The 22,756-nt window shown below is 67.2% G+C and carries 22 protein-coding genes and 1 pseudogene; 7 read left to right on the plus strand and 16 right to left on the minus strand.

All coding sequences use genetic code 11. From position 1 onward, the window contains the following. Nucleotides 1-106: 106 nt before the first annotated feature. On the minus strand, nucleotides 107-1,321 hold the full coding sequence (locus OXU32_07210; protein MDE0073755.1) for a phenylacetate--CoA ligase family protein: 1,215 nt from the start codon (nucleotides 1,319-1,321) through the stop codon (nucleotides 107-109). 335 nt (nucleotides 1,322-1,656) lie between these two features. Between OXU32_07210 and OXU32_07215 the strand changes: the two genes are divergently transcribed. Then, nucleotides 1,657-1,938, plus strand: coding sequence for a hypothetical protein (locus tag OXU32_07215; protein ID MDE0073756.1), 282 nt, complete (start codon nucleotides 1,657-1,659; stop codon nucleotides 1,936-1,938). A gap of 3 nt (nucleotides 1,939-1,941) precedes the next feature. Next, nucleotides 1,942-3,411, plus strand: a complete 1,470-nt coding sequence (locus OXU32_07220) for an amidase (protein MDE0073757.1) — start codon at nucleotides 1,942-1,944, stop codon at nucleotides 3,409-3,411. A gap of 7 nt (nucleotides 3,412-3,418) precedes the next feature. On the opposite strand, the gene OXU32_07225 is transcribed toward OXU32_07220, so the two are convergent. From OXU32_07225 to OXU32_07295, 15 genes and pseudogenes are all read right to left on the minus strand, one after another. Continuing rightward, nucleotides 3,419-4,663 carry a hypothetical protein gene (locus tag OXU32_07225; GenBank protein MDE0073758.1) on the minus strand — a complete coding sequence of 415 codons (1,245 nt, stop codon included), beginning with the start codon at nucleotides 4,661-4,663 and terminating at the stop codon, nucleotides 3,419-3,421. 73 nt (nucleotides 4,664-4,736) lie between these two features. Further along, entirely contained in the window at nucleotides 4,737-5,747 is a 1,011-nt protein-coding gene (locus OXU32_07230) for a threonine/serine dehydratase (GenBank protein MDE0073759.1), read from the minus strand. Between the two features lie 150 nt (nucleotides 5,748-5,897). Then, nucleotides 5,898-6,839, minus strand: a complete 942-nt coding sequence (locus tag OXU32_07235; protein ID MDE0073760.1) for an EamA family transporter — start codon at nucleotides 6,837-6,839, stop codon at nucleotides 5,898-5,900. Between the two features lie 49 nt (nucleotides 6,840-6,888). Further along, nucleotides 6,889-7,692, minus strand: coding sequence for an SRPBCC domain-containing protein (locus OXU32_07240; protein ID MDE0073761.1), 804 nt, complete (start codon nucleotides 7,690-7,692; stop codon nucleotides 6,889-6,891). Beyond that, a complete protein-coding gene (locus OXU32_07245) occupies nucleotides 7,689-8,291 on the minus strand; it encodes a helix-turn-helix domain-containing protein (GenBank protein MDE0073762.1) in 603 nt (200 codons plus the stop codon). Before OXU32_07245 ends, OXU32_07240 begins: the two co-directional genes overlap by 4 nt. 135 nt (nucleotides 8,292-8,426) lie before the next feature. After that, nucleotides 8,427-8,957: a DUF1295 domain-containing protein gene (locus tag OXU32_07250; GenBank protein ID MDE0073763.1), complete on the minus strand. Its 531-nt coding sequence runs from the start codon at nucleotides 8,955-8,957 to the stop codon at nucleotides 8,427-8,429. A 57-nt stretch (nucleotides 8,958-9,014) separates the two neighbouring features. Beyond that, nucleotides 9,015-10,454 (minus strand): FAD-binding protein, encoded by a 1,440-nt coding sequence (locus OXU32_07255; protein MDE0073764.1) that lies wholly within the window; start codon nucleotides 10,452-10,454, stop codon nucleotides 9,015-9,017. 23 nt (nucleotides 10,455-10,477) lie between these two features. Then, nucleotides 10,478-11,254, minus strand: a pseudogene (locus OXU32_07260) (ATP-binding cassette domain-containing protein). Beyond that, entirely contained in the window at nucleotides 11,251-12,309 is a 1,059-nt protein-coding gene (locus tag OXU32_07265; protein MDE0073765.1) for an ABC transporter ATP-binding protein, read from the minus strand. Before OXU32_07265 ends, OXU32_07260 begins: the two are co-directional and overlap by 4 nt. After that, entirely contained in the window at nucleotides 12,306-13,523 is a 1,218-nt protein-coding gene (locus OXU32_07270; protein MDE0073766.1) for a Gfo/Idh/MocA family oxidoreductase, read from the minus strand. The genes OXU32_07265 and OXU32_07270 overlap by 4 nt, the downstream gene beginning before the upstream one ends. 49 nt (nucleotides 13,524-13,572) lie before the next feature. After that, complete coding sequence (locus OXU32_07275) at nucleotides 13,573-14,754, minus strand: aminotransferase class I/II-fold pyridoxal phosphate-dependent enzyme (protein ID MDE0073767.1); 1,182 nt, start codon at nucleotides 14,752-14,754, stop codon at nucleotides 13,573-13,575. A 40-nt stretch (nucleotides 14,755-14,794) separates the two neighbouring features. Then, nucleotides 14,795-16,051, minus strand: a complete 1,257-nt coding sequence (locus OXU32_07280) for an amidohydrolase family protein (GenBank protein MDE0073768.1) — start codon at nucleotides 16,049-16,051, stop codon at nucleotides 14,795-14,797. Between the two features lie 88 nt (nucleotides 16,052-16,139). Continuing rightward, nucleotides 16,140-17,546, minus strand: coding sequence for a hypothetical protein (locus OXU32_07285; protein MDE0073769.1), 1,407 nt, complete (start codon nucleotides 17,544-17,546; stop codon nucleotides 16,140-16,142). A gap of 151 nt (nucleotides 17,547-17,697) precedes the next feature. Next, nucleotides 17,698-18,522, minus strand: coding sequence for an ABC transporter permease (locus tag OXU32_07290; GenBank protein MDE0073770.1), 825 nt, complete (start codon nucleotides 18,520-18,522; stop codon nucleotides 17,698-17,700). A gap of 28 nt (nucleotides 18,523-18,550) precedes the next feature. Next, complete coding sequence (locus OXU32_07295; protein MDE0073771.1) at nucleotides 18,551-19,519, minus strand: ABC transporter permease; 969 nt, start codon at nucleotides 19,517-19,519, stop codon at nucleotides 18,551-18,553. 201 nt (nucleotides 19,520-19,720) lie between these two features. On the opposite strand from OXU32_07295, the gene OXU32_07300 reads away from it, so the two are divergent. From OXU32_07300 to erm, 5 genes are all read left to right on the plus strand, one after another. Beyond that, nucleotides 19,721-20,461, plus strand: coding sequence for a 6-bladed beta-propeller (locus tag OXU32_07300; protein MDE0073772.1), 741 nt, complete (start codon nucleotides 19,721-19,723; stop codon nucleotides 20,459-20,461). Beyond that, a complete protein-coding gene (locus OXU32_07305) occupies nucleotides 20,454-20,822 on the plus strand; it encodes a hypothetical protein (protein ID MDE0073773.1) in 369 nt (122 codons plus the stop codon). The genes OXU32_07300 and OXU32_07305 overlap by 8 nt, the downstream gene beginning before the upstream one ends. Nucleotides 20,823-20,838: 16 nt before the next feature. Further along, nucleotides 20,839-21,429, plus strand: a complete 591-nt coding sequence (locus tag OXU32_07310) for a hypothetical protein (protein MDE0073774.1) — start codon at nucleotides 20,839-20,841, stop codon at nucleotides 21,427-21,429. Between the two features lie 2 nt (nucleotides 21,430-21,431). Continuing rightward, the gene (locus tag OXU32_07315) at nucleotides 21,432-21,758 is read left to right on the plus strand and encodes a hypothetical protein (protein ID MDE0073775.1); all 327 of its coding nucleotides are present in this window, start codon (nucleotides 21,432-21,434) and stop codon (nucleotides 21,756-21,758) included. Between the two features lie 204 nt (nucleotides 21,759-21,962). After that, nucleotides 21,963-22,754 carry a 23S ribosomal RNA methyltransferase Erm gene (gene erm, locus OXU32_07320; GenBank protein ID MDE0073776.1) on the plus strand — a complete coding sequence of 264 codons (792 nt, stop codon included), beginning with the start codon at nucleotides 21,963-21,965 and terminating at the stop codon, nucleotides 22,752-22,754. The last annotated feature ends 2 nt before the right edge of the window (nucleotides 22,755-22,756 follow it).

Consider the following 22,756-nt stretch of genomic DNA (forward strand, 5'->3'; position numbering starts at 1 on the left):
TGATCTGTGGGATGCGAAAAGGGAGCGGGGGATACAGATAAGGGGCGGGGATCGTTCCCGGCCGCGACCGTTCGCGCGCGGGGAGGGATCCGGCGAGCGAGCGGGGCTAGTCGTGAGCCCGATGGTCCGTGAGGCGGCGCGCCTTGACGGGAAACCTGGGGAGAGTGCCGGCGGGCACGGCGGACACCTCCAACCCGAGCCCAAACTTGGCGCGCATGGCGTCCGCCAGGAGAGCCCGCACGCGGTCGGCGTCACCCGTCCAGAGCTCCACCTGCACCTCGATTTCGTCGCGTTTGCCGCGCCGATGGACATTGACGGCGAACTCGCGGACCTCGCCAAAGCTCCAGATGACGTTCTCGATCGCACCGGGATAGAAGGCCACTCCCTGAACCGTCAGCTTCTGGTCCAGCCGCCCCACCACCCCGGCCCTCAGGCAACGGTACCCGCTACCGCAGTGACACGGCCCCGTCTCCAGCCTCCCGACGTCACCGGTCCTGTAGCGGATCACAGGCATGCCGGCGCGGCCAAGGTTGGTGATGACGAGCTCCCCTTCCCGGGAGGGGGCGTGCGTGTCGGGATCGATCACCTCGAAGATGAACTCGCTCTCGTTGAGGTGGAGGCCTTCCCTGGCCTCGCAATGGAACCCCCACGCGCCCACCTCGGTCGCGCCCGCGTGGTCGAACACGCTGGCCCCGAACGCGTCCTCCAGCCGCGCCCTCGTCGCCGGCTGGCTCGCGCCCGGCTCACCGGCGTGGATGTTGATCCGCAACGCGGAGGCGGCCAGCTCCACCCCTGCCTCCGCAGCGACCTCGGCCATGCGCAGGGCGTGTGTCGGGGTGGAGACGAGAACGGTCGGCCGCCAGGCCATGATCGCGTCGACCCTCGCGCGCGCCGACATGCCGCCGCCCGGCAGAATCAGGCAACCCAGGTGCCGTGCGCCCTCGACGCCACTCCATGTCCCGAGAAAGGGGCCGAAGGAAAAGGGAAAGAAGACGCGGTCGGCCGCAGTGACCCCGGCCGCCCGGAACACCTTCGCCCAGCACCGTCCGAACCATGCCCAGCTCTCGGCATCGTCGAGCCAGCACAGCCCCTGCCCGGTCGTGCCCGAGGTGTGGTGCTCCTGTATGTAGTGCTCCGGAGGGAAGGTCGGCAGCGTCCCGTAGGGCGGCGTGCGGGACTGGTCCGCGGCCAATTCGTCCCTGGTGGTGAACGGCAGTTGACGGTAGGCATCCATGCCGGTCAGATCGGCGGCGGCCTCCAGCCCGGCCGCAGCCAGCTTGTCCCGGTAGAACAAATTGCTCCGCAGGACCGGCTCCAGCATGGCGCGCAGCCGGCGGAGTTGCTCGCGTTCGAGGGCAGCCCGGCCGAGCCGTTCCCCACTTTCTCCTGCCTTTCGATCCATTTCCCGTGGCACAGCGTTGAACCGGCGGTCGTCGCGGGCGCCAACCTACCCGGGGGTCATTGCCGCGTCAAACGATGGGCGATGCAGGAAACCGCACATCGGAATGGCGGGGCTGGATATGCGGCGAGGCTCCCCGTTAGGTTGCGGCCAATGACGAAAAGGGCGCGGAGCGGACGCTCGGCGTGTGAGGTCGCGACTCTGGAGCAGCCGCGATCGCCCAAATGTCCTTCACAGCCATGTCGAGGAGCCCGTCCATGACCATGGATCGCCGAAAGTTCACCGCAGTCGCCGGCGCAAGCGCGATGGCGCTGGCGTGGGCGCAGGCCTGCACCGAAGTGGCCGAGACCGGCGAGGTCTCGACCGCGACCGCCAACACGCTGCTCGATCACCAGGGACCGCGGGGCATCTACGAGGACGCCGCGGAGCTGGAGCGGCTGAAGGCGGCCATCGCCAACATGGTCAACGTGCAGCAGACGCTGCGCGACTTCCCGCTCGACCCCGACGAGCCCCCCCTTCTCGTCTTCTGGAGGGGCTGAGCCATGCAGGAATCGACGTTTTTCCTGACGGTCCGCGAACTGGCCGACCTGCTAGCCGACGGCTCCATCACCTCGGTCGAGCTGACCGAGGCCTACCTCGCGCGCGCCGAGGAGCTGGACGTGCCGCCCTTCGAGCTGCCCAGCGAGCCCCGCACCGACCACGACGGCAAGCTGGCCACCATGGTCACCATCGCGCGCGACCACGCCCTCGAGGCCGCCGAGCGCGCCGACCGGGAGCTGGCCGCCGGCAATCGCCGCAGCATCTTGCACGGGATCCCCTACGGCGTGAAGGATCTGCTCGACACCCGCGGCATCCGCACCACGTGGGGCTCGGGCATCTTCCGCGACCGGGTGCCTGACCGCAACGCAGCGGTCATCGACATGCTCGAAGGGGCCGGCGCGGTGCTCATGGCGAAGAACTCACTCGGGGAGTTCGCGGGCGGCAACACCAGTTCGGCACTCAATCCGTGGAAGCTCGACCGCACCAGCTTCGGCTCTTCCAGCGGGACGGTGTCGGCGGCGGTAGCCGGCCTCATCGGCTTCGGAATCGGCACGGAGACGGGCGGCTCCATAGTATTTCCGGCCTCCGCGGTGGGCGCGTCGGGGCTCCGGCCCAGCTTCGGACGGGTCAGCCGCTTTGGCTGCATGGCGCTCTCGTGGAGCCTGGACAAGATCGGTCCCGTCGGGCGCTCGGCGGAGGATTGCGGTCACATCCTCCAGCACATCGCCGGCTACGACGCGCGCGACAACAGCACCGTCGACCGCCCGTTCGTCTTCCGCGCGGATCCGGGCGCGATGCGCGGGCGGCGGCTGGGCGTCCACCGGCCCGAATTCCTGCTCTCGGGCTCGGAGACGACCCGGCGCGTCTTCCAGGAGGCGCTCGACGTCTTCGAGCAGATGGGCGTGGTGCTGGAGGATGTGGAGTTGCCCCTCCGGCCCACCGGCGCCCTCTTCACCACTATCGTCACCGTGGAGAGCGGCACCAACTTCAAGGCGCTCTTCGATGACGGCAGCGCGGCCAACATGTTCTCGTTCAACGAGGACCGGCGCGCGGGCTGGATGGCCGGGCGCATGCTGCCCGCCGCCGACTATCTGACGGCCCAGCGCATCCGCAACCAGCTGGTGCGCGAGACCGACGATATCCTCTCCCGCTACGACGCGGTCATCGCCCCCACCTGGCCCAACGGCGCCGCCATGCGCGAGGTGAGCGAGGGCTGGCCGATCCCGGCGCGCAACGAGTGGGAGCCCCCGGACGACGTGAGTGCGCGCACCCCGCGCCTCAACTACATCGCCAACCTGGTGGGGCTTCCGGGGCTCGCCATCCCGTGCGGATTCGACGAGGAGGGGCTGCCGCTTTCGCTGCAGATCTGCGGCTCGTCGATGGACGATCAGGCCGTGCTGGATCTGGGAATGGGCTATCAGCGCGAGACGGACTGGCACCGGCGGCGGCCGGAGTATCCGTGGAGGGAGTAGGGCCCTCTCAGTCCCGGTGCAGGCGCAGCATCCGCGGATGCTCGACGTCCAGTTCGTCCCGGTAGACGCCGAGCACGAAGTCCATCCCGACTTCCATGACCGAGAGGTCGGCGGGAATCTCGACGCCGCCCAGCCACGCGCCATCGGGCCCCAGCACCTGCCAGGTTTCCGGGCCGTCGCCTTCATTCGGCGCCAGGAACGGTCTCAGCCAGATCGCGCCGGTCGGGTCCACCTTCACGTCCGCATAGGCCGGACGGCGGTCGGGGACAGGCAGATCCTGATAGAACTCCCGGATCATCGGCGGAAGCTCGTCCGGAGCCGCCAGCCGCGCCTCTCGTTCTCGCTCAAACGCAGCCGCGGACAGCTCCAGCGGGTATCCCGGAATGCGAAGGATGCGGGCCAGCCCGCCGTCGGCCGTCACCTCTTCGACCCGCATGTCGACGGCGTCTCCCAGGAAAATCCTCCCCGCGTGCGTGGCCACGAAGGCGTCGCGCCCGAAGAGAGGAATACCTGCGAAGGCCCCGCCACCGCTGTTGCGGTGCATGAAGACCTCGTTGCCGGCCGTCACGCCGATGCTGTCGACCGTCCCTCCGGCCGCGTCAACGCGGAACAGTCCACCCGGCTGTCTGAGCATGGCGCTCTCGCCCTCATACCCGAACATGAAGCGGATACGCGTCTCGATGACGATCTCGCCATTCGCGAGATGGACCACAGCGTTTGATTCGGCGATCACGCCGGACGGCAGGGGCACGCTATAGGTTCCGAGCAAGGCCCGGTCCGGCGCGAAGAAGGTCACGCGTCCATTGGCATCCAGGACGATCAGCGAATCGCCGGCGTTGTCGAATCCCACGATCGCGCGGAACTCGCTGGGACCATCCCCCTCCCCGCCCAGCGAAGCAGTGTGGTTGCCGTCCGCCGAGTAGATCCGGACCTCGTTCGAGCCCCCGTTGGCCACGGCCAGCGATCCGTCGCTCAGCCGCCTCATGCCCCGAACCTGGAAGAACTCGTGATTCGGCCCCGAACCGGACGCCGGCAGGTCGAGGACTGGCGCCGACTCGACTCGCCACCCGTCTGAGTTCGACCAGAGCGGTCGTGCGGATTCGACGATCTCGATGCCCGCGCTGTCTCGAACGACGGTGGAGGAGGTATCGCTCTGCTGGCCGTCTCCGCCGCAAGCCGCAGCAGAGATCAGAAACAGTGCGGTGAGGACTCGATGACCGTGCCGCCCGATGGGTTCGGCCTCACGCTTCATGATCGTTCAACCCATTCATGCGCTTGCAACCCGTGGGCGATCTCCGCCCTCGCGTGGATTCATCCACGGGCCCCTAGTTCCAGGACCTTCCCCGCATCCCCTCCACGTCCAGGTTGCCACCGCTCAGCACACATACGGTGCTGGTTCCCGCCGGCGCATCGACGAGCCCCTGAAGCAGGGCTCCGACCGGAGCGGCGGCGGCGCCCTCGACCACGACCTTGGCTCGGGTCATCAGCCAGAGCATGGCGTCGAAGATCTGCGCGTCCGGCAGGGTTACGATCTCGTCGACGAAGCGCGAGACCACCGAGCAGGTGTGGTTGCCAACCTTCTTGACGCGGAGCCCGTCGATGATGCAGTCGACCTCGTCGAGGACCACGCTTGCGCCCGCCTCCACGCTGCGCTTCATCCCCGGGGCTCCGGACGACTCCACGCCGATGATCCGAACCGACGGGTTGACGGACTTTGCCGCCATTGAAACGCCCGAGATGAGCCCGCCGCCCCCGATCGGCACGATCAGCAGTTCGGTCTCCGGCAACTGGTCCATGATCTCGAGCCCGAGGGTCCCCTGTCCCGCGATCAGCTCCGGGTCGTCGAACGGGTGGATGTAGGTCAGACCCTCGGCTTCCACGAGTTCCAGCGCCTTCTCGTTGGCCTCGTCCCAGATGCTGCCGTGGAGGACGACGCGGGCCCCGTAGCCTTCGGTGGCGGCGATCTTGGAGCGGGTGGCGTTTTTGGCCATGACCACCACCGCGCGCACGCCGTACTGGCGCGCCGCGAGGGCCACGCCCTGGGAGTGGTTTCCCGCCGAGGAACAGATGACGCCGCGGGCACGCTCCTCCTCGCTCAGCCTGGCGATCTTGTTCAGCGGCCCGCGCAGCTTGTAGGAGCCGCCGCGCTGGAAGAGTTCGGCCTTAAGGCGCACGTCCAGCCCGCACTCCTCGCTGAGCGATCGGCTGGTCAGCATGGGCGTGCGGTAGGCGTAGGGCGCCACGTTCCGGTACGCGGCTTCGAAGTCGGCCCGGTTGAGGGTCAGGCCGTTGCCGTTGGCCCAAGGCCCGGGTGCCGCGGTGTCCCCCTCCTTCATGTTCCCGCCCGGCCGGGGATGATGCCGGTACCGCTGAAAAGGGCGTGATGCATGGAACGACTCCGGCGTGTTGAGCCAGTGCTCAGTGAGCGAGATGGAAAGGGCCGCGGGTAACGCGACGTTGGCGTTGGGCCGTCCACAATAGACAGGTCACCCGGCCAGCGCCAGCAGCCCTATGCCGGCGAAAACGAGCAGGGCTCCAACGGTGCGAATGCGCCCGAACCGCTCTCCCAGAAGGAGCCATCCCGCCAGGGCTCCGAATACGATGCCCACCTCGCGCGCGGCTCCCGCGTAGCTGATGGGGGCGATCTGGAAGGCCCGAAGAACGAGCGCATAGGCCACGAGGGTCATGACCGCGATCATCGCGATGGGACGGAAGTGCGTGCGCAGGACCCGAAAAGTCCGCTTGCCGTCACGCGTCGCCAGCATGCCCACGAACGCCAATCCGGAGAGCCCGAACACGAGCACCAGGTACGGCAGCGGGAGCCATTGCCGGACCGCCGCTCCATCCAGCGTCGAGTATACGGAGATGAAGAATGCGACCATGAATGCTGATCCCGAGCCCCGCGCGTGGGTGCGCAGCTGGCGCCAGCGATGTCCGGCGGGCGTTCGGATGAAGGAATCGGTCCCGGACTGGACATCTTCTTCCCCTCTCACTCCCGTCCGCGCCCCGGCTAAACGCGACCAGAGCGGCGCGCCGCCAAGCACGATCAGCCCGCACAGGATCGTTGCGATCCCGAGCACCCCGCCCGGGGAGGGTCGCTCGCCCAGGAATAGCACCGCCCACAGCGCGAGCATCGCGGGGGCCGTCCCGCGCGCGACCGGATAGACAAGCGAGAAGTCGCCGTCTCCGTACGCCCGCGCCAGGCACCCGTAGTACGCCACGTACACGACCGCGCTCGCACCGACGAAGGGCCACACCCCCGCAGGAGGCGGCCATGCCAGCACCAGGGTCGGGATGAAGATGACGGCACCGAGCAGCATCGCCCACGCCGCGACCAGAACCCGCTCGGTGGAGCGTTTGAGGATCAGATTCCACGAGGCGTGCAGGAGTCCTGCGGCCAGGACGAGGGCGAGGGCGGCTACGGGCACGGCGTGGATCGCTCCTTCAGTGCGGCGGGTTCGTTTTCGCGGGGCACGGCTATGCGAAGCGCGCGCTCATCCACTCCTTCCAGGCGACCTCGCCACGGGCGGCCGCCGCCGGCCCGTCGTCACCGTAGAGGTAGATGCTGATCACCACGGTCGCCCGCTCCGCGATCTTGTAGGCACACGCCGCCGCGATTCCCGGAGCCGGCCGGTCGAGCCGGAACAGCACGCAGGGCTGACGCCCACCGGCCCGAATCTCCGCGAGAACGCCCGCGAGGTCTCCGCTGCCCGATCCGGGGAGCGCCCATGAATCTCCGGGCGTGAGCCCGCCGGAGGCGAGCGCGCCGGAAAGCGCGTTCCAGGTCTCCTCCACGGACCCGTCCATTTCGCCGTACGCTCGGACGATCGTGGCACGCTGGCCCCTGAAGTGGGTGAGGTACAGCCCCAGGATGGCGAGGGCCTGCGGCCAGCCGGCTTCGAAGTTCCTGAGCTGGTCGTCCCAGTCGTCGGTGCTGGCGAAGAGGCTGTGCACCACGCGGACGAGGCACCGGCCGCCGGCGCGCGCCTCGATGGTCCACTCGGTGGCCGTCGGCGGCCCGTCCGCGCCGCAGTCCCTGCCCTCGTGGCGGAAACGGTGCGGCGCGTCCCACCCGGTCACCTTCGCGGGGACGTGGTCCATCTGCGAGTCGGTGTGGTACCGGAGCGTACCGCCGATCCGCTCCTCGACATCCGTCGGATAGAACCACGACGAGATGCCCGGGCCGGTCGCGATGGCCTCCCAGACTTCCTCCGGGGAGCCGGGAACCTCCGCCTCGGCCTGGATCGAACGGTGGCCGGATGGATCGTGCTTGATGCTCATGATGCCTCCTGGGCGGATGGATCCCCCGGCGCCGGATGGGCGACGATCACCAGGCGGTGAAGCCGTCCGCCGGGGGCGGAATCGTCGTGATGGCGCCGAACCAGTTCGGAAACCGCAGCGATCAGCTCCTCGCTGAACCGCGCGCGGGCCTGCGGAGACCGGAACCGGATCTCGGTGTCGATGGAAAGGGTGGCGAGCCGTTTTCCCGTTTCGGCCGAACGGCGCAGCAGCGCGCTCCCCTCGCGCACGATGCGCGCGGCGAGCGCAATGAGGTAGCTCGCGGACAGCCGGTCGCGCGTCCGCTCCGGGTCACTCGCCACCGGCCCGAGCGCCGCCGGACTCACCACGTAGGAGCGGGCGGTCGCCACCAGCAGGCGCTCGGTCAGGCCGCCCCACCGGCGTTCCTCCGCGACCCGCACGAGCCCGTGCTTCTCCAGCGCCCGGAGGTGGTAGTTGACCTTCTGCCGAGGGAGTCCGAGGCGGGCCGCGAGCGTGGCCGCCGAGGCCGGCTCCGCCAGCTCGGAAAGGAGCCGGGCCCGTTTCGGGTCCAGGGTGACGACCGCGGCGGCGGGCTCCTCGATGACGGCAACGTCGAGCATGGCCGGAATTAACGCATTGACAAGTTTATTTGTCAAGACCTCGTGATCCAGCCCTACGAGCCCCCCCGAGGGGCAATCTTCAGGCGTTCACGATTTCGGATCACGCGTTGGGCCCGACGCCACTCTCTTTGAAGCTCACAGGAATCGCGGCACCTCACGTCGATACCGTTCGTACTCCTCCCCGTATTGCTCCTTCAGCCACACCTCTTCGCTGAGGGGCGCGATGATGAACCACAGGGCGAGGAGCGCATGGGTAATCCAGAGGAGTTGCGAGTTGGCGATGATGCTCAGCCCCAGGAGGAGGACGGTGTCGCCGACGTATTGCGGGTTGCGCGTGAACCGATAGGGGCCGGAGGGAAGGAAGCCGTCCTTGACGCCCGTCGAGTTCGTCCACCCGATCGTGGCGATTCCCCAGAACGCCAGCAGGCCGCCCAGCAGAGCCAGCGGGATTCCGAGGAGAAACCGCAGGCCGCCGCCAAGGATCCAGGAGTTCCAGTCCAGAAACAGCAGGCACGCGTTGAGTGCGATGGCCGCAGACCACCCGATCCAGGTCAGGACATATTGCCAGGAGCCTCGTCCGGGCGGGGGCCAGACTCGGCGATCCGGCCAGACCACGGACCAGACGACGGTGGCCAGCAGAATAAATATGACTATGATATTTGTCAAGAATATTATTGTTGTCAATGTATAATCTATAATCATATTTATTGTCATTCCTCAATATTATTGACTATGATGGTCACGCGTGCCGAACATGGTTTCGTCGAGAAACCGATTCCGGAACACGCCCCGCGGGTCGAACTGCGCGCTGATCGCCCGGAAGGGGGCGAGGCCCGGATAGCTGTCCTCGATCTGTCCCGCCTCAAGCGGATACCATTTCCCCCAATGCAGCCGGGCGCCCAGTGTTCGAGCCATGGTCGTGGCTAAGAAGCGGGCGACGTTCTGGAAGGGCCGCCGGGGCTCGGTAAAGGTGATCAGGCTGATGGCGTACCAGTCCTGCTCTTCCATTCCGTGGCAGGATGCCATCGAGATCAGCGTGTCGTCAGGAGGGACGCGCCGGACGCAAATCGGATAGTGATGGCTGTATGAACCCCGAATCCTCTCGAAGGAATCCCGCATGTCCAGGGCCCGGATCCGGTCGTGCACGCCGGCCGATACCTCGTAGTCGGCGTCGTCGGCCACACGCAGAACCTCCGATACGAAGTCGAGCGCCGGCCCGAGCTGGTCGCGCAGCACAAAGACCTCCATCTCCAGATGACGGAAGAGGTCGTGGCGCATGAGGAGCTGCCGGTCGCTGCGGTCGGTGACCTGCCACTTCGGGACGATGCAGGCGGGGAGCAGATGTCGATGCAGGACATCCACCAGGCGCTGGCTTCGCAGCAGCGAGGCGGTAAGCTTGATGCCCAGATGAAGCAGTACGTCGATGACGACCAGCCAATACACCCGGTAGAGCATGGCGGCGCCCGAGCGGCGGTTACCCGGGGCCACGCTCCGCTCGTGCTCCAGATACGACCAGGTGTGCGGCATGAGATAGAACTGCTGCAGAGGCGCGGTCGACTCGTTCTCCAGGACGGCGTCCAGATTCGGGCGCCAGACGCATCGTTCACGAACGTGGTACTGCGGCACGCACGTCACGGTGACTTCGACGACCACGCCGAGCGCCCCAACGGAGCATCGAGCCGCCCGCAGGGCCTGGCCGGAATCGACCGTGCGCACCTCCGCCTTCCCCTCTGCGTCGTAACAGGCGATGCGCATGGATTCGACGTAATGGGACATCGAGTGCCTTCCCGACCCGTGCGTCCCCGTGGCGATCGCGCCTGCCACGGTCTGGCGGGCGATCAGGCCGATGGACGGGAGGGTGAGTCCGCGGGGCGCAAGATGCGCCAGGACATCGGCGATGCGGCATCCTCCACCCACGGAGGCCCGGCGGCGGTCGGTGTGAACGCGTATCCACCGAAGGTGGCGCAAGTCCAGGAGCGCATCGGATGTCTCGATGCCCCCGTTCCAGGAATGGCCCGCGCCGATGACGCGGACCGTCCCGGTCCGGTGCTCGTCGAGGATGCGCAACACGTCCTCTTCATCCTTGGGCAGGTATCGACTGCGCGGCTGAAAAAAAATGTTCCGACCGAAGTTCCGTACGCGCGAGGCGCGCCTCGGCTGCACGGCTACGACCGCCCGGGCCTTCGAGGCAGCGAAGACAGGAGCGTGCGCGTGTACGGGTGTCCCGGCGCGCGGAAGAGCGCCTCGGCCGACGCCATCTCGACGATCCTGCCTTCATTCATGACCGCGACCCGATCGCACAGGTGCTTGACCATCCTAAGATCATGGGAGATGAAGAGATAGGTCAGCCCGAACTCTTCCTGAAGATCCGCGAGAAGGTTGACGATCTGGGCCTGGATGGAGATGTCCAGCGACGAAATGGGCTCGTCGCAGACGATCAGGTCCGGCTTCAGGGCGAGAGCGCGCGCGATGCCGACCCGCTGGCGCTGACCGCCCGAGAACTCGTGCGGCAGGCGTCCGGCGAGCTTCGGGTCCAACCCGACGATGCTCATGAGTTCCGCGACTCGGTCCTGTCGCTGCCCGCGGGTCATGCTCCCGTGCTCGCGCAGGGGCTCCGCGATGGAGCGGCCGACGCTCAGGCGTGGATTCAGCGACGAATGGGTGTCCTGGAAGATCATCTGCATGCGCGGACGGAGTGCGCGGAGCTCTGCCGGGGATATGGCTGTGAGATCGACGCCGTCGAAAACGATGCGCCCCGACGTGGGCTCGGTGAGCCGGAGGATGGTGCGGGCGACGGTGGTTTTGCCGCAGCCGCTCTCTCCCACCAGGCCGAGCGTCTCGCCGCGATGCAGCCGGAAGCTGACGCCATCGACTGCGCGCACCGACCCGGCCCTGCGCTGCATCATTCCGCGACGCACGGGGAAGTGCTTTTTGAGGCCGATGACTTCGAGGAGGGGAGTCATCCGTCCCACCAGCAGGCGGCGCGCGCACCGGCGTCCGCCGAGAACGCCAGTTTCTCGCTCGAACGCGCCCGCTGCTCACCCAACGGCGCCCCCTTCCCCGCTGGAAGCAGCGGAGGTCTCTCCCGAATGCAGCGGTCGAAGGCGTGCGGGCACCGCGCCGCGAAAGCGCACCCCACCGGGAGTCGCGTCATGTCGGGCGGCTGACCCGGAATCGCAGTCAGGCGCCCTCCGCCTTCCCCGCCGAGCGCGGGCAGCGAGGCCAGAAGGCCCCGGGTGTAGGGATGGGCCGGCGCGGCGAACAGGCGCCGGGCACCGGCCGTCTCCACGATCGACCCTCCGTACATCACCGCGACCCGGTCGGCCAGGTTCGCCACAACGCTCAGATCGTGGGTGATCCAGATCATCGCCATCTCGCGCGTTGCCCGCAGTTCGGAGACCAGGTCGAGGATCTGCGCCTGGATGGTGGCATCCAGTGCGGTTGTGGGCTCGTCGGCGATGAGGAGGCTGGGCTCGCAGGCCAGCGCGATGGCGATCATGACCCGCTGGCACATGCCGCCCGAGAACTGGTGCGGGTAGTCGTCGAACCGGGAGCCCGGCCGCGGGATGCCGACCGACCCGAGCAGCTCTATCGCGCGGTCGCGGGCGGCGCGGCGCCCCAGGCGGAGGTGCACCTCCAGGCTCTCGGTCAGTTGCCGGCCGATGGTGAGCACTGGATTGAGGGATGCGCGCGGGTCCTGAAAGATCATCCCGATCTCGGGTCCGCGCACACGTCTCATTTCTTCATCGTCGAGCCCCAGCAGGTCCCGGCCCTTGAAGCTAACCTCGTCGGCGCGGACGCGGGTGCGGTGCGGCGGCAACAGCCGGAGCACGGAGAGCATGGAGGCGGTCTTGCCGCACCCGCTTTCCCCCACCAGGGCAAGCGCCTCGCCCCGGCGGACGGAGAAGCTCACGTCGTTGACCGCATGCACGAGGCCCCGATCAGAGAGGAACCGCGTATGGAGGCCACGAACCCGGAGCAGGTCGAGGGAAATGTCTTCGGGAGGCTCGGGTGTCATGAGGGGAAGCCCGTTTCTTCATCGGAGCGCCCGACATTCTCGGCGATCTGTCGCCGAGCAGAGCCCGCATCGGCATCGGAGCGCCCCTCGCCCGTGTTGGTGTTGACAGGCGGCGCGGACACGCGGAAGCGCTCCTCCATCTCACGCAACGCGACCCATCCCCTTCTCTGCTCTGACTCGATGCAGGCCTGAACGACGAGAAGCGTCTTCAGATGATCGCGGGCGGTGGTCACGGGCTCGGCTTCGCCGCGGACGGCGCGCAGGAACTCGGCCAGCAGCTCACGCGTGTCGTCGATGAACGCCGTGCACGGCGCGAGCGGCTCCGGGACCGGGGTCTCCGCTTCGGCGTCTCCCTTGAAGTTGCTGCCGCGGAGTCCGAGGCGACGATCGAAGTCGACGCGGACCAGGTCCTCGAACTGCTCGCGCTGAATCAGGGCCGCGCCCTCGAACTCGGTGCGCCAGCGGAAGTCCATGCGATTCCAGGCCGCGGTCCAGGTCCCCAGGTAGTTCGCGCGAACTCCGTTCTCGAAGCGGAAGAGCACGGAGACGCAGCAGTCGTCTTCATAGGTGCTCCACGACGGCCGCCAGGTATCGCACACCAGCGACTCGACCTCGGCGTCGTAGCAGTAGCGCAGCAGGTCGAAGTGATGGATGCTCTGCTCCAGCAGCATCGGATGCGCCATCGTCATCACGTAGTCGTTCAGGTCGTGGCGGTTGCCGTCCCGCTGGCGGTGGTAGGTGAAATGGCCGTAGCTGAGGTCGCCGAGTTCACCGCTCTGCGCGTAGTGGCGGATCCTCTGGGAGGTCGGCAGGTAGCGGAAGTTCATCCCGACCAGGAGATGGCGTCCGGCCTCCTCCGACCTAGCGATGAGGTCGAGGACTTCGTCCATCTCGTCGGAGAGCGGCTTCTCGCAGAGGACGTCGAGGCCCCGTGCGAACGCCTGGCTCACCAGAGCATGGTGGCTGTCCGGCGGGGTGGCGATTACCACGGCGTCGGCGGGCACATGGGCGAGAGCCGAAGCGAACTCGCGTTCAACCGGGGCGTCCGGTGCGTGTTCGTCGCGGGCTCGCCGGGCGCGTGATTCGTCAAGATCCACGATGCCGGCGAGGATCGCGTCCGGGGCTTCGGCGATGACACGCGCCCATTTGGCGCCGCGGACGCCCGCGCCTGCGAGGAGGATGCGCGCGTTGTCACCCCCCGTTCGACCGTTCATGGCGCCTCATCCCGCGGGGAGCGGCTCGGCCGCTGGAGCAAGCCCGACTTCACTGCTGTCGCGTCCTTTCGACGAAGTGTTTCATCCGCTCCAGGGCTTCTTCCATGGAGGCATAGGGAGACAGCAGCGTGATGCGGATGTGCCGGTTGGCGGGATCCGCGAACATGGTCCCGGGGAAGACCATCACCTTCTCCTGGCGCAGCAGCTCAAGGCAGAAGGTCTCGGCGTCGAGCCCCGTGCTCGAGATGTTGGCGTATACGTACATGCCACCGCCCGGCCGGCCATACGAGATCTCCATGTCGTCGAGGGTCCGCAGCACTAGATCCAAGCGGCGCTCGTACTCGGCCAGCATCGAGGCGACCGCCTCGTCTCCACCCTCGAGCGCCGCGAGCGCGCCGCGCTGGAGGGCCGGGGGCGTGCAGATGCTCAGGGTGTGCTTGATCTCGACGGCTGGCTCCATCAACCACGCCGGCGCGGCGAGGTAACCGATGCGCCACCCGGTCATGGCGTACGCCTTGGAGAAGCCGTTTACGGTGACCGTCCGGTCAAGCAGGTTGCCGAAAGTACCCAGACTGACATGTTCCTGCCCGCCGAAGATCAGCTTCTCGTAGATCTCGTCGGAGATGACGAGGAAGTCGTGCTCTTCGGCGAGCGCTGCGATGCGCGCCAACTCCTCGTGCGGCGTGAGGCCGCCGGTGGGATTGTTGGGATTCGCGATCACGAGGAGCTTGGAGCGCTCCGTCAGGGCGTGGCGGATGGCGTCGGCCCTGAGCGCGAAGTCGTGCTCCTCCAGGGTCGGCACCTCCACCACCCGGCCACCCGCCAGGTTGACCATGTAGTCGAAGGCGTTGAAGCGCGGCGCCTGGAGCACCACTTCGTCGCCGGGATCGACCAACGCCAGGATCGAGATGAGGAGCGCTTCCTGAACGCCGTTGGTGACGATGATCTGGTTGGCCGGATAGTCGAGACCGTTGTCGCGTTTCAGCTTCCCGGAGATCGCCTCGCGCAATTCGGAGAGTCCGGGAGGGGCCGTGTAATGGGTATAGCCGCCCGCCAGGGCTTCCGCCCCCGCGGCTACGATGGCAGGCGGCGTGTCGAAGTCGGGATCGCCCCGGCCGAGGGCGATGATGCCGTCCAGTCCGGCCGACAACTCGAGCATGCGCGTGCGGAAGCTGGACTTCACGCATATCGCGCGGGCGGCCAGATGGGATTCGCGGACAGCCTGGGTCATCGGAGTCACGCCGTGGGTCGGTGGGTGGAGCAAACGCGCATCAGGCCGCCCCAGCGGCAACCGGCGGGCGCGCGTACAGGCAGCTCCCGTGCACGAAGGTCATCTGCACGCGCTCGAGATCGCGGAGATCGTCGAGCGGGTTGCCGTCCACCACGATAACGTCCGCCTCCTTGCCCTCCTCCACGGTGCCGATGCGATCGCCGAGGCGGTTCATGATGGCGGCCTCGCGGGTCGCGCTCATGATGGCCGCGTGGTTGTCGGCCACAACGCCCACCTTGATCATGAACTCCATCTCCGGCACCACCACGCCGTGGCGCACCGCCGGGCTCCCCGCATCCGTCCCGAACACGATGCGCACCCCGGCGCGCGCGGCCCTCAGCAGCCCGTCGTAGCGGCTCTTGTCGGCGACCAGCCGCTGGCGCTCCCTGATCTTCCACTCCGGGATGTTGTACTTGCGCGCGATCTCGGGCTTCGACTGGAGCAGGACGGGCGAGAAGGTGGTGATGATGGGAACCCCGCGCTCGACCAGCTTGCCGATGGTCCGGTCGGACATGCTGCCGCCGTGCTCGACCGTGTCGATGCCGAAGTCGACCGCGCGCTCGATGCAGGCGTCGAAGGTGGCGTGGGCGGTGATGGGAAGGTTGCTGCGATGGGTCTCGTCGACGATGGCCTCGAGCTCCTCGTCGGTGAACTCCAGGAGGTCGTGGCACATCATGATCTTGATGAGGTCGGCCCCGTCCTTGACCTGGTCGCGCACGGCGCGCCGCATCTCGTCGGCGCCGGTGGCCTCCCGGCAGCACCAGTAGGTGTGGCCGCCGGTCTGGACGATCGCCTCGGCGACAATCAGCAGGCGCGGGCCCGCGAACACCCCCTGCTCCACCGCCTGCTTGGCGAAGGCACCGCTCCGGTTCATCCCCAGGTCGCGCACCAGGGTGATCCCCGCCCGCAGGCAGGCGAGCATGTTGGCGGCCGCCTTGTAGGCGCTGATCTCGGGCGCGTCTCCGAGCGACTGGGCGGCCAGGTCGTGGATGCCGTCCCAGGCCAGGTGGGCGTGGCTGTTGATCAGGCCGGCCAGGATGGTCCCGCCCGTTTCGACCACCTCGCGCCCATCCCCTGCGGCCCCACCGCCCTCTCCAACGGACGTGATCATGCCGTCGTGCAGGGTCACGTGACCGTTTTCGATCACCTCGCGCCCTACCCCTGTGATCACCCGGCCCCGCAGCGTCACCGACGCGGGCTCCCTCGGGGCCAGGTCCTGCAGGACCGGCTGGAACTTCCAGGCTGGTGCTTCGGGCATGCGCTTGGCCTCCGTCAGTCTCGGTTCGAGCCCGCGGGAGCATCGCGCCGCCCCGGACCCTGCTGTCCCTGGTTCGTCCTGAGCTTCCTCAGATCCCGCGCTCCGCGAGTGCCCGGGCGCCCCCATCGAGGTTGGTGAGCTTCATGCTCGCGTAGTTGGGCGAATAGATGACGCCGGCGGCGCCCGCTTCGTACGCTGCGTGCACGCTCTCGTAGACGATCTCGGGGGTACAGGCCGCCTGATCCGGGCCGGAGCGGGGCGCGTCCACGCCGACGCCCATCAGCACCGGCAGCTCCCCGTCCAGCGCCTCGATCGTGTCCCGGCACTGCCCGCCAACATAGCTCGCGGGCGACATGCCCACACCGAGCAGCTCATCCCACGGCGCCTCGTCGAGCCCCAGAATCCGGTACATGATCGGCGTCAGCTCTTGGGGCGCCAGATCGCGCAAAAGGGACGCGTGCAACTGCTTCATCTCGTTGATGTAGATGCCGCCCGACTGATGCTGATAGGTGATCGGCTTCACCCAGTCGGCGTAGTCCTTCGTCTCGGCCCACGGCCACTGCGCCTTGCGGAACGGGTTGAAGTGGTTGCGGTTCCACACGTTGAGCCCGAACTCAAGCGCCGGATCGCACCACTTGACGAGGCCGTAGAGCTCGCGGTCCAGGTCCTTGTTGCGCTCCACCCAGTGCCGCTCCAGCAGCAGGAATTCGGGATTGTCGAGCAGGACGCGGAGGCCGGTGATGAGCGCGCCATCCGTGAAATGCTCTCCCGCGCGCGCGGTACTGAAGTAGTCGTGAAGCGCCGCGCACGCCCGTCGCGCACCCTCGGCATCGATCCCGGCCCGGTCCAGGCGCGCAAGGCAGTGCCCACAGAAGCATCCCGGCGCCATCCCGGTGACGAGCTGGTCCAGCGGGCTCCGCCGCTCGTTGCACCACATGATGCCGTCGATGTCGTAGCTCCGGCAGTGATCTTCGATCAGGGCGTGCCACCACCCCCGGTAGTCGGGATTCTCGAGACACGGCGCGCCGCTGATCCGCCCCAGGTAGTCCACCTCCATGAGCTGCACCAGGTTGGGGATCTGGACGGTGTTCGCCGAGCCGTGTCCCGCATACTTGAAGAGGGGCTCCATCAGCTCCGGGATCACCTTCATCCCCCGTTCCCGGGCACCGGGGACGACCATCTCCAGAATGTCCCGTCCGCGCATCGCCTCGTCCGGTGCGCGGAAGTTGGTGACGCTGGTGTTGCGGTAGAACTCGGGATGATGCGCGAGATAGGATCCGCCCTGGACCTCGAGCGGCTCCCGGACGCCGTGGTCGGGCCATCCGTCGATCTTCCACGAGATGCTGCGCCCGATCTTGAGCCCGAGCCAGCTCACCGTTCCCAGCAAGACCACATTCACGCCCACGCGCTGTTGCAACGTGTCCAGCACAGTGTCCACGCCCTCGTCCACGAAGCTCGCAGGCCCGATCTGGACCCCTACGCACCTGTCGCTCACGGTCGATGATTCTCCTCTTCTCTCGTACTGGTGTCTACTGATGACTTACCGATGATTTACTGGTGTCTACTGGAAACATATGAAGCGATCACCTGCCCGGCTCGCTCCAGGCCAGCATGTCGCTCCACCCGGCAGGCGCTGGCGTTCACCGTCACCGGCCCTTCAGCCTCGGGTCCAGCATCTCCTGCAGGCTGTCGCCAAGGAGATTGGTGGCCATGACCACTGTGAATATGGCGAGCCCGGGGAAGGTGGAAATCCACCACGCCCGCCCCAGCACGTCCCTTCCCACGGCGACCATCAGTCCCCACTCCGGCGTCGGGGGTTGCGCGCCCAGTCCCAGAAAACTCAATCCCGCGCCCACCGATATCGCGTGTCCGAACTCGAGCGTCGAGAGCACGAGCAGCGGGATCGCCGTGTTCGGAAGCACGTGCCGCAGGATGATTTTGAGGTCCGGCACGCCCAGGAGCCGGGCCGCGTCGATGTATTCCTGCTCCCGCACGGTCAGCACCGTCCCCCGCACCAGGCGCGCGTAGCGCGGGATCGTGGACACGCCGACCGCGACCATGACGTTCGTGATGCTCGGGCCGAGGGCCGCGATGACGACAAGGGCCAGGAGGATGCCGGGAAAGGCCAGCATCGCATCCACCATGCGCATCAGCACCGTGTCCACCGGGCCGCGGTAGTAGCCGGACACGAGCCCGAGCGCCGAGCCCAGCACCGAGCCGATGGCGACGCTGATGAACCCGAGGATGAGCGACACTCGCGCGCCGTAGATCACGCGGCTGAACACGTCCCTGCCGAGCCGGTCCGTCCCGAACCAGAACTCCGCCGACGGCGCCTCGCGTGCCCCCGAGACCGTGACCAGCGGATCATGGGGCGAGCCGAGGGCGGCGAAGATCGCCAGCAGCACCCATCCCGCGAGAATGCAGCTCCCCGCGATGAAACCCGGGGTCAGGGTGCGGCCAGCGACCGTCATGGCGGGGTCGAGGTTCGGCCCGCGATGCTCATGCCGGGGTCGCGTCCCGAATGCGCGGATCGAGCCAGGCCGCCAGCAGATCCACGAGCAGGTTCACGAGGACGTACGCCGTGGCCATGAACAGCACGATTCCCTGCACCAGCGGATAGTCCTTCCAGAGGATCGCGCTCACCACCAGGCGGCCCAGCCCGGGGCGGCTGAAGACCGTTTCTGTCACGACCGCGCCCGCGAGCATCGCCCCAAACTGGAGCCCGAGGATGGTCAGAACCGGGAGGAAGGCGTTCCGGAGCGCGTGCCGCAGATAGACGATGCGCTTGGGCAGGCCCTTCGCCCACGCCGCGCGCACGTAGTCTTCGACGAGTACCTCGAGCAGTGACGCCCGCGTCAGCCGCGCGATTACCCCAGCAGACAAGAGCCCCAGCGACAGGCTGGGAAGCACGAGCGAGCGGAGTCCTTCCGATCCCGCCGGCGGGAACCACGGCAGCCAGAACGCAAACACGAGGATCAGCAGGAGACCGAGCCAGAAGAGGGGCAGCGACACCCCGGCGTAGGCGAGCACCCGGCTGAAGCCGTCGATCCACGAGCCCTGCTTGAGCGCCGCCATCACGCCCGTGGTCACCCCGATGATCACCGCGAAGAGGATGCCGCCCAGGCTGAGAGCGAGCGTCGAGCCCAGGCGGTCGAGGATCAGGTCGAGGACGGGCGCGCGCAGCCGGACCGAGGTTCCCAGATCGGCCGTGACCGCGCCCCGCAGGAACCGGCCGTACTGCACGTAGAGCGGGTCGTTGAGCCCCATCTCCTCGCGCAGTTGCTCCTGCCGCTCCGGCGTCACCGATCCGCTCTCTGCGCCGGAGAGCATCAGCTGCACGGGATCGCCGGGGAGGGCGTGCATGATCGAGAAGACCGCGACCGACACCAGGAGCAGCACGATCCCCAGTTGGGCTATACGTCCGGCGAGGTAGTTGGCGAACATGGGGTGAGCGGCGGCCTTTCGCATGGCGGTGGTGGTTTTCCGGCGGGAAACTACCGCGCGGCATGGCCACGTGCGAGCATCGCCGCGTCCCAACGACGCTGGCGTCGCAGGCGGCTTCAGGCTGGAACTCGGAATCTCGAAACGGAGAACAAGGGAGGACCGCCACGGGTCCGACCTGGACCCCAACGCAACTGGTTGAGAGCCTCCCGGGGGAGTTGGTCCAGCATGTCAACACGCTGTCGCACGGCGGAAGCGGTGTGGCCGACCATCGGTCTCGTGATTGCCCTGGGTGGTTGCGGTTCCGAGAACTCGGCCCCCTCCATGGCCGCATTGCCCCAGAGTGACCTCCCCCCCGGCGTTGTCGTACGGGAGCTTCAGGTTCGGCGCGCACGGACCATCGACCTGGGCCGCGATAGCGACGGATTCGTCAACGCAATCACGGAAGTTGCGCGATCGGACTCGCTGCTGTTCGTGCTCGATGGAATGGCCCGGACCATAACAGCATACCGGGAGTCGAACGGAGCCTTCGTGCACAGCTTCGGGGGACAGGGTCGTGGACCGGGGGAGTTCGGCGATCCGATGGCTCTGGCTGTCTTCGATGATACCGTCTACGTAGTCGACCCAACGCTTGGGCCGAGAGTTTCAGTGTTCAGGCACGACGGGACCTTCATCGAGCTTCGAGACCTGCAGGTGACGGGCAGTCCGACAGACATCACCGCAGATGCGGCCGGGCTGGTAGTCATCACGCCTTTCCGGCCGGAGGAGAAGTCCGGCCAGTGGCACATCGCTCATCGGCTCACCCACGGGGGTGAGTGGGTGTCGAGTTCGTGCTCCAGAGACGGCCGCTTTGCAATCAGCGAGGCGGAGGGCGGGGTGCTCGCTCGGATGCAGTACTCCTATCTGACTGCAACTACGGACGCCATCAGCTGCACGCAGGCTGATCTCGCCGACCTTTCAGGTGATTGACGGTGAGGTGCCCGGCCTCAGCTACGCACCGCCGTTCTACCGGGCGCCGGAGGATCGGCCGTTCGCGGGTATGTCGCAGTCCGGCATGTTCGCCTTTCTGTCGACCTGGACGACTCACGCCGAGGCATACGTGTGGCGCGACCGCTTCCTGTCGGTCTACACAAGCCATGACGAGGAGTTGGCCACGGTCGTCCATCACGTCTTCACATGCCTTCTGGACAACGGCCGGGTGCAGGAGTGCGGAACGATTGAAGGACTTGGCAGGATCGTGGATGCACCGCACCGCGATACGATCTATGTAGAGGAGATATCCGACGCGGCTGCCCCGACCGTCATCGCGGTCCTTTCGATCGAATGGTAACCTTTGCCACGGTTCCATGAGCCAGGACGAAACCCGCATTTCCGAAGAGGAGGCACGCGCACTCTGGCACCGTGCGGCCGAGCTGCAGGCCGAGGCCGCTCGCCGCCTCGAAGAGCGTTCGCGGCAGTTGGCTCCACGGGGGCGTTCCTCCGACACAGCGGAGGTCGAAGGGTACCGCCTTGCGGATGTCCGGGCCGCTGCCGAAGAAGCCGGAATCTCGCCGGCGTTCGTGGATCATGCGCTCGTCGAGGCTCGCAATCGGGCCCTCGCCGAAGGAGCCCAGGCCCGGCCATCAAAGATGGCAGCCCGTTTCCTGGGCCAACCGCCGCTTGCGCTGGAGGTCTCCCGGGTGATCCACGCACCCGCGGAGGAAGTCTACCGCGCCATGCAACGAATCCTCCCGGAGGGCCCGGTCCGCCTGAGCCTTGTCGATCAACACGGAGCCGATCCGCTCGACGGAGGCGTGCTGGTCTTCAAGGTGCCCGCGTACTCCTACTCGGCAACCCCGGGAGATCGGTCCTTCGCCTACGAGATGGCCTGGGTCGACCTCAAGCAGTTGCTTTTCAGCCTCCGGCGCCTGGACACGGATCCCCCGCGACCGAGTTGACCGTGCGCGCGAGCCTGATCCACAGCCACAAGGTCAATATGTGGGTTGGGGGCGGCTTGTCGGGGTTGGCCGCGTCGTTGAGCGGTGTCGGTGGCGGCTTTGCGGGTGCGGGCGTAGCCGTCGCCCTCGGGCTCGGGAGTATCGCGGCCGGTGCGGCGGTATTGGGCTTCCTTGCTGGTGGAGCGGCGGTCGGCGGGCTGACGACGTTGGGCTGGCGCGGGTTGTATCGTTACGCGTTGCATCGCGGGGAGAAGGCAATCGGGAACCTGATCGGCTCGATCGTCGTCGACATCGAGACCGGTGGAGGATTCTCAAGCCCGCGGTTCTGAGATCCCTCGGCGACACCATGCGAGACTGAAGGTCGAGTATCCGGGTGCCGGACTCCCGTCGCTCCCGGCCGACGGATTGCGCAAATCACCCGCGCCGGAATCGGTTGCGGAGGAACGTCTGATGCACCACCGTAGTGTGCGAAGGCTCTCGATCTTGCTCGTGCACCGCCGGAGAGTACATGTCTACGTTCGTGTTGGTTCGTCGTGTCCAGGCATCGGACACCCAGGCGTGCGGACCTCTCACAGCACTTCCTTCGGAGCAGGGCGCTTGCCGCTAGCCTGATCGCCCAGGCTCCCCTCTCACACGAGGACCTGGTTGTCGAGATCGGGCCGGGCCGTGGTATTCTCACTCGAGAACTGGCGCGTCGATGCCGTGAGGTCGTTGCCGTAGAGTTCGACGGAGCACTATCCGAGGCGCTTCGTACGCGTTTCCGGAGTCACACCCGTGTCACGATTGTCCGGTCCGACTTCCTCCGGTTTCGGCTACCCGATGTCCCCTACAAGGTCCTGGGGAACACTCCGTTCAATCGGACTGCTGCAATCGTCCGGCGGCTTGTCCAGGCCGATTCTCGACCGCAGGACGCCTATCTCGTGGTCCAACGTGAAGCGGCGGAGCGGTTTGCGGGTACGCCCCATTCCCGAGAGACCCTGTCCTCGCTGCTACTCAAGCCGTGGTGGCAGATCGAGATCGCGCGGCGCTTTCGCCGTACCGACTTCGATCCCCCTCCTGGGGTCGACGCCGTCGCGCTCTGGCTCGCCCGCCGAACAAGACCGCTTGTGGACCGATTCCAGGCGGTGGACTACCGGCGCTTCATCCAGAGCTGCTTCGGTCGCGACGGCCGCTCGATCAGGCGGTGCCTGCGACCCGAATTCACGCGAACGCAGGTCTACCGCCTGAGCCGGGATCTCAGGTTCGATCCTTCCGGACCACCCCGCGGCCTCACCTTCGACCAGTGGCTCGCATTGTTCAGGTTCTGGAGGCTGACTCGGTCGTAGGC

The organism is Gammaproteobacteria bacterium (assembly GCA_028819075.1).
Taxonomy (GTDB): Bacteria; Gemmatimonadota; Gemmatimonadetes; order Longimicrobiales; family Gaopeijiaceae; genus BD2-11.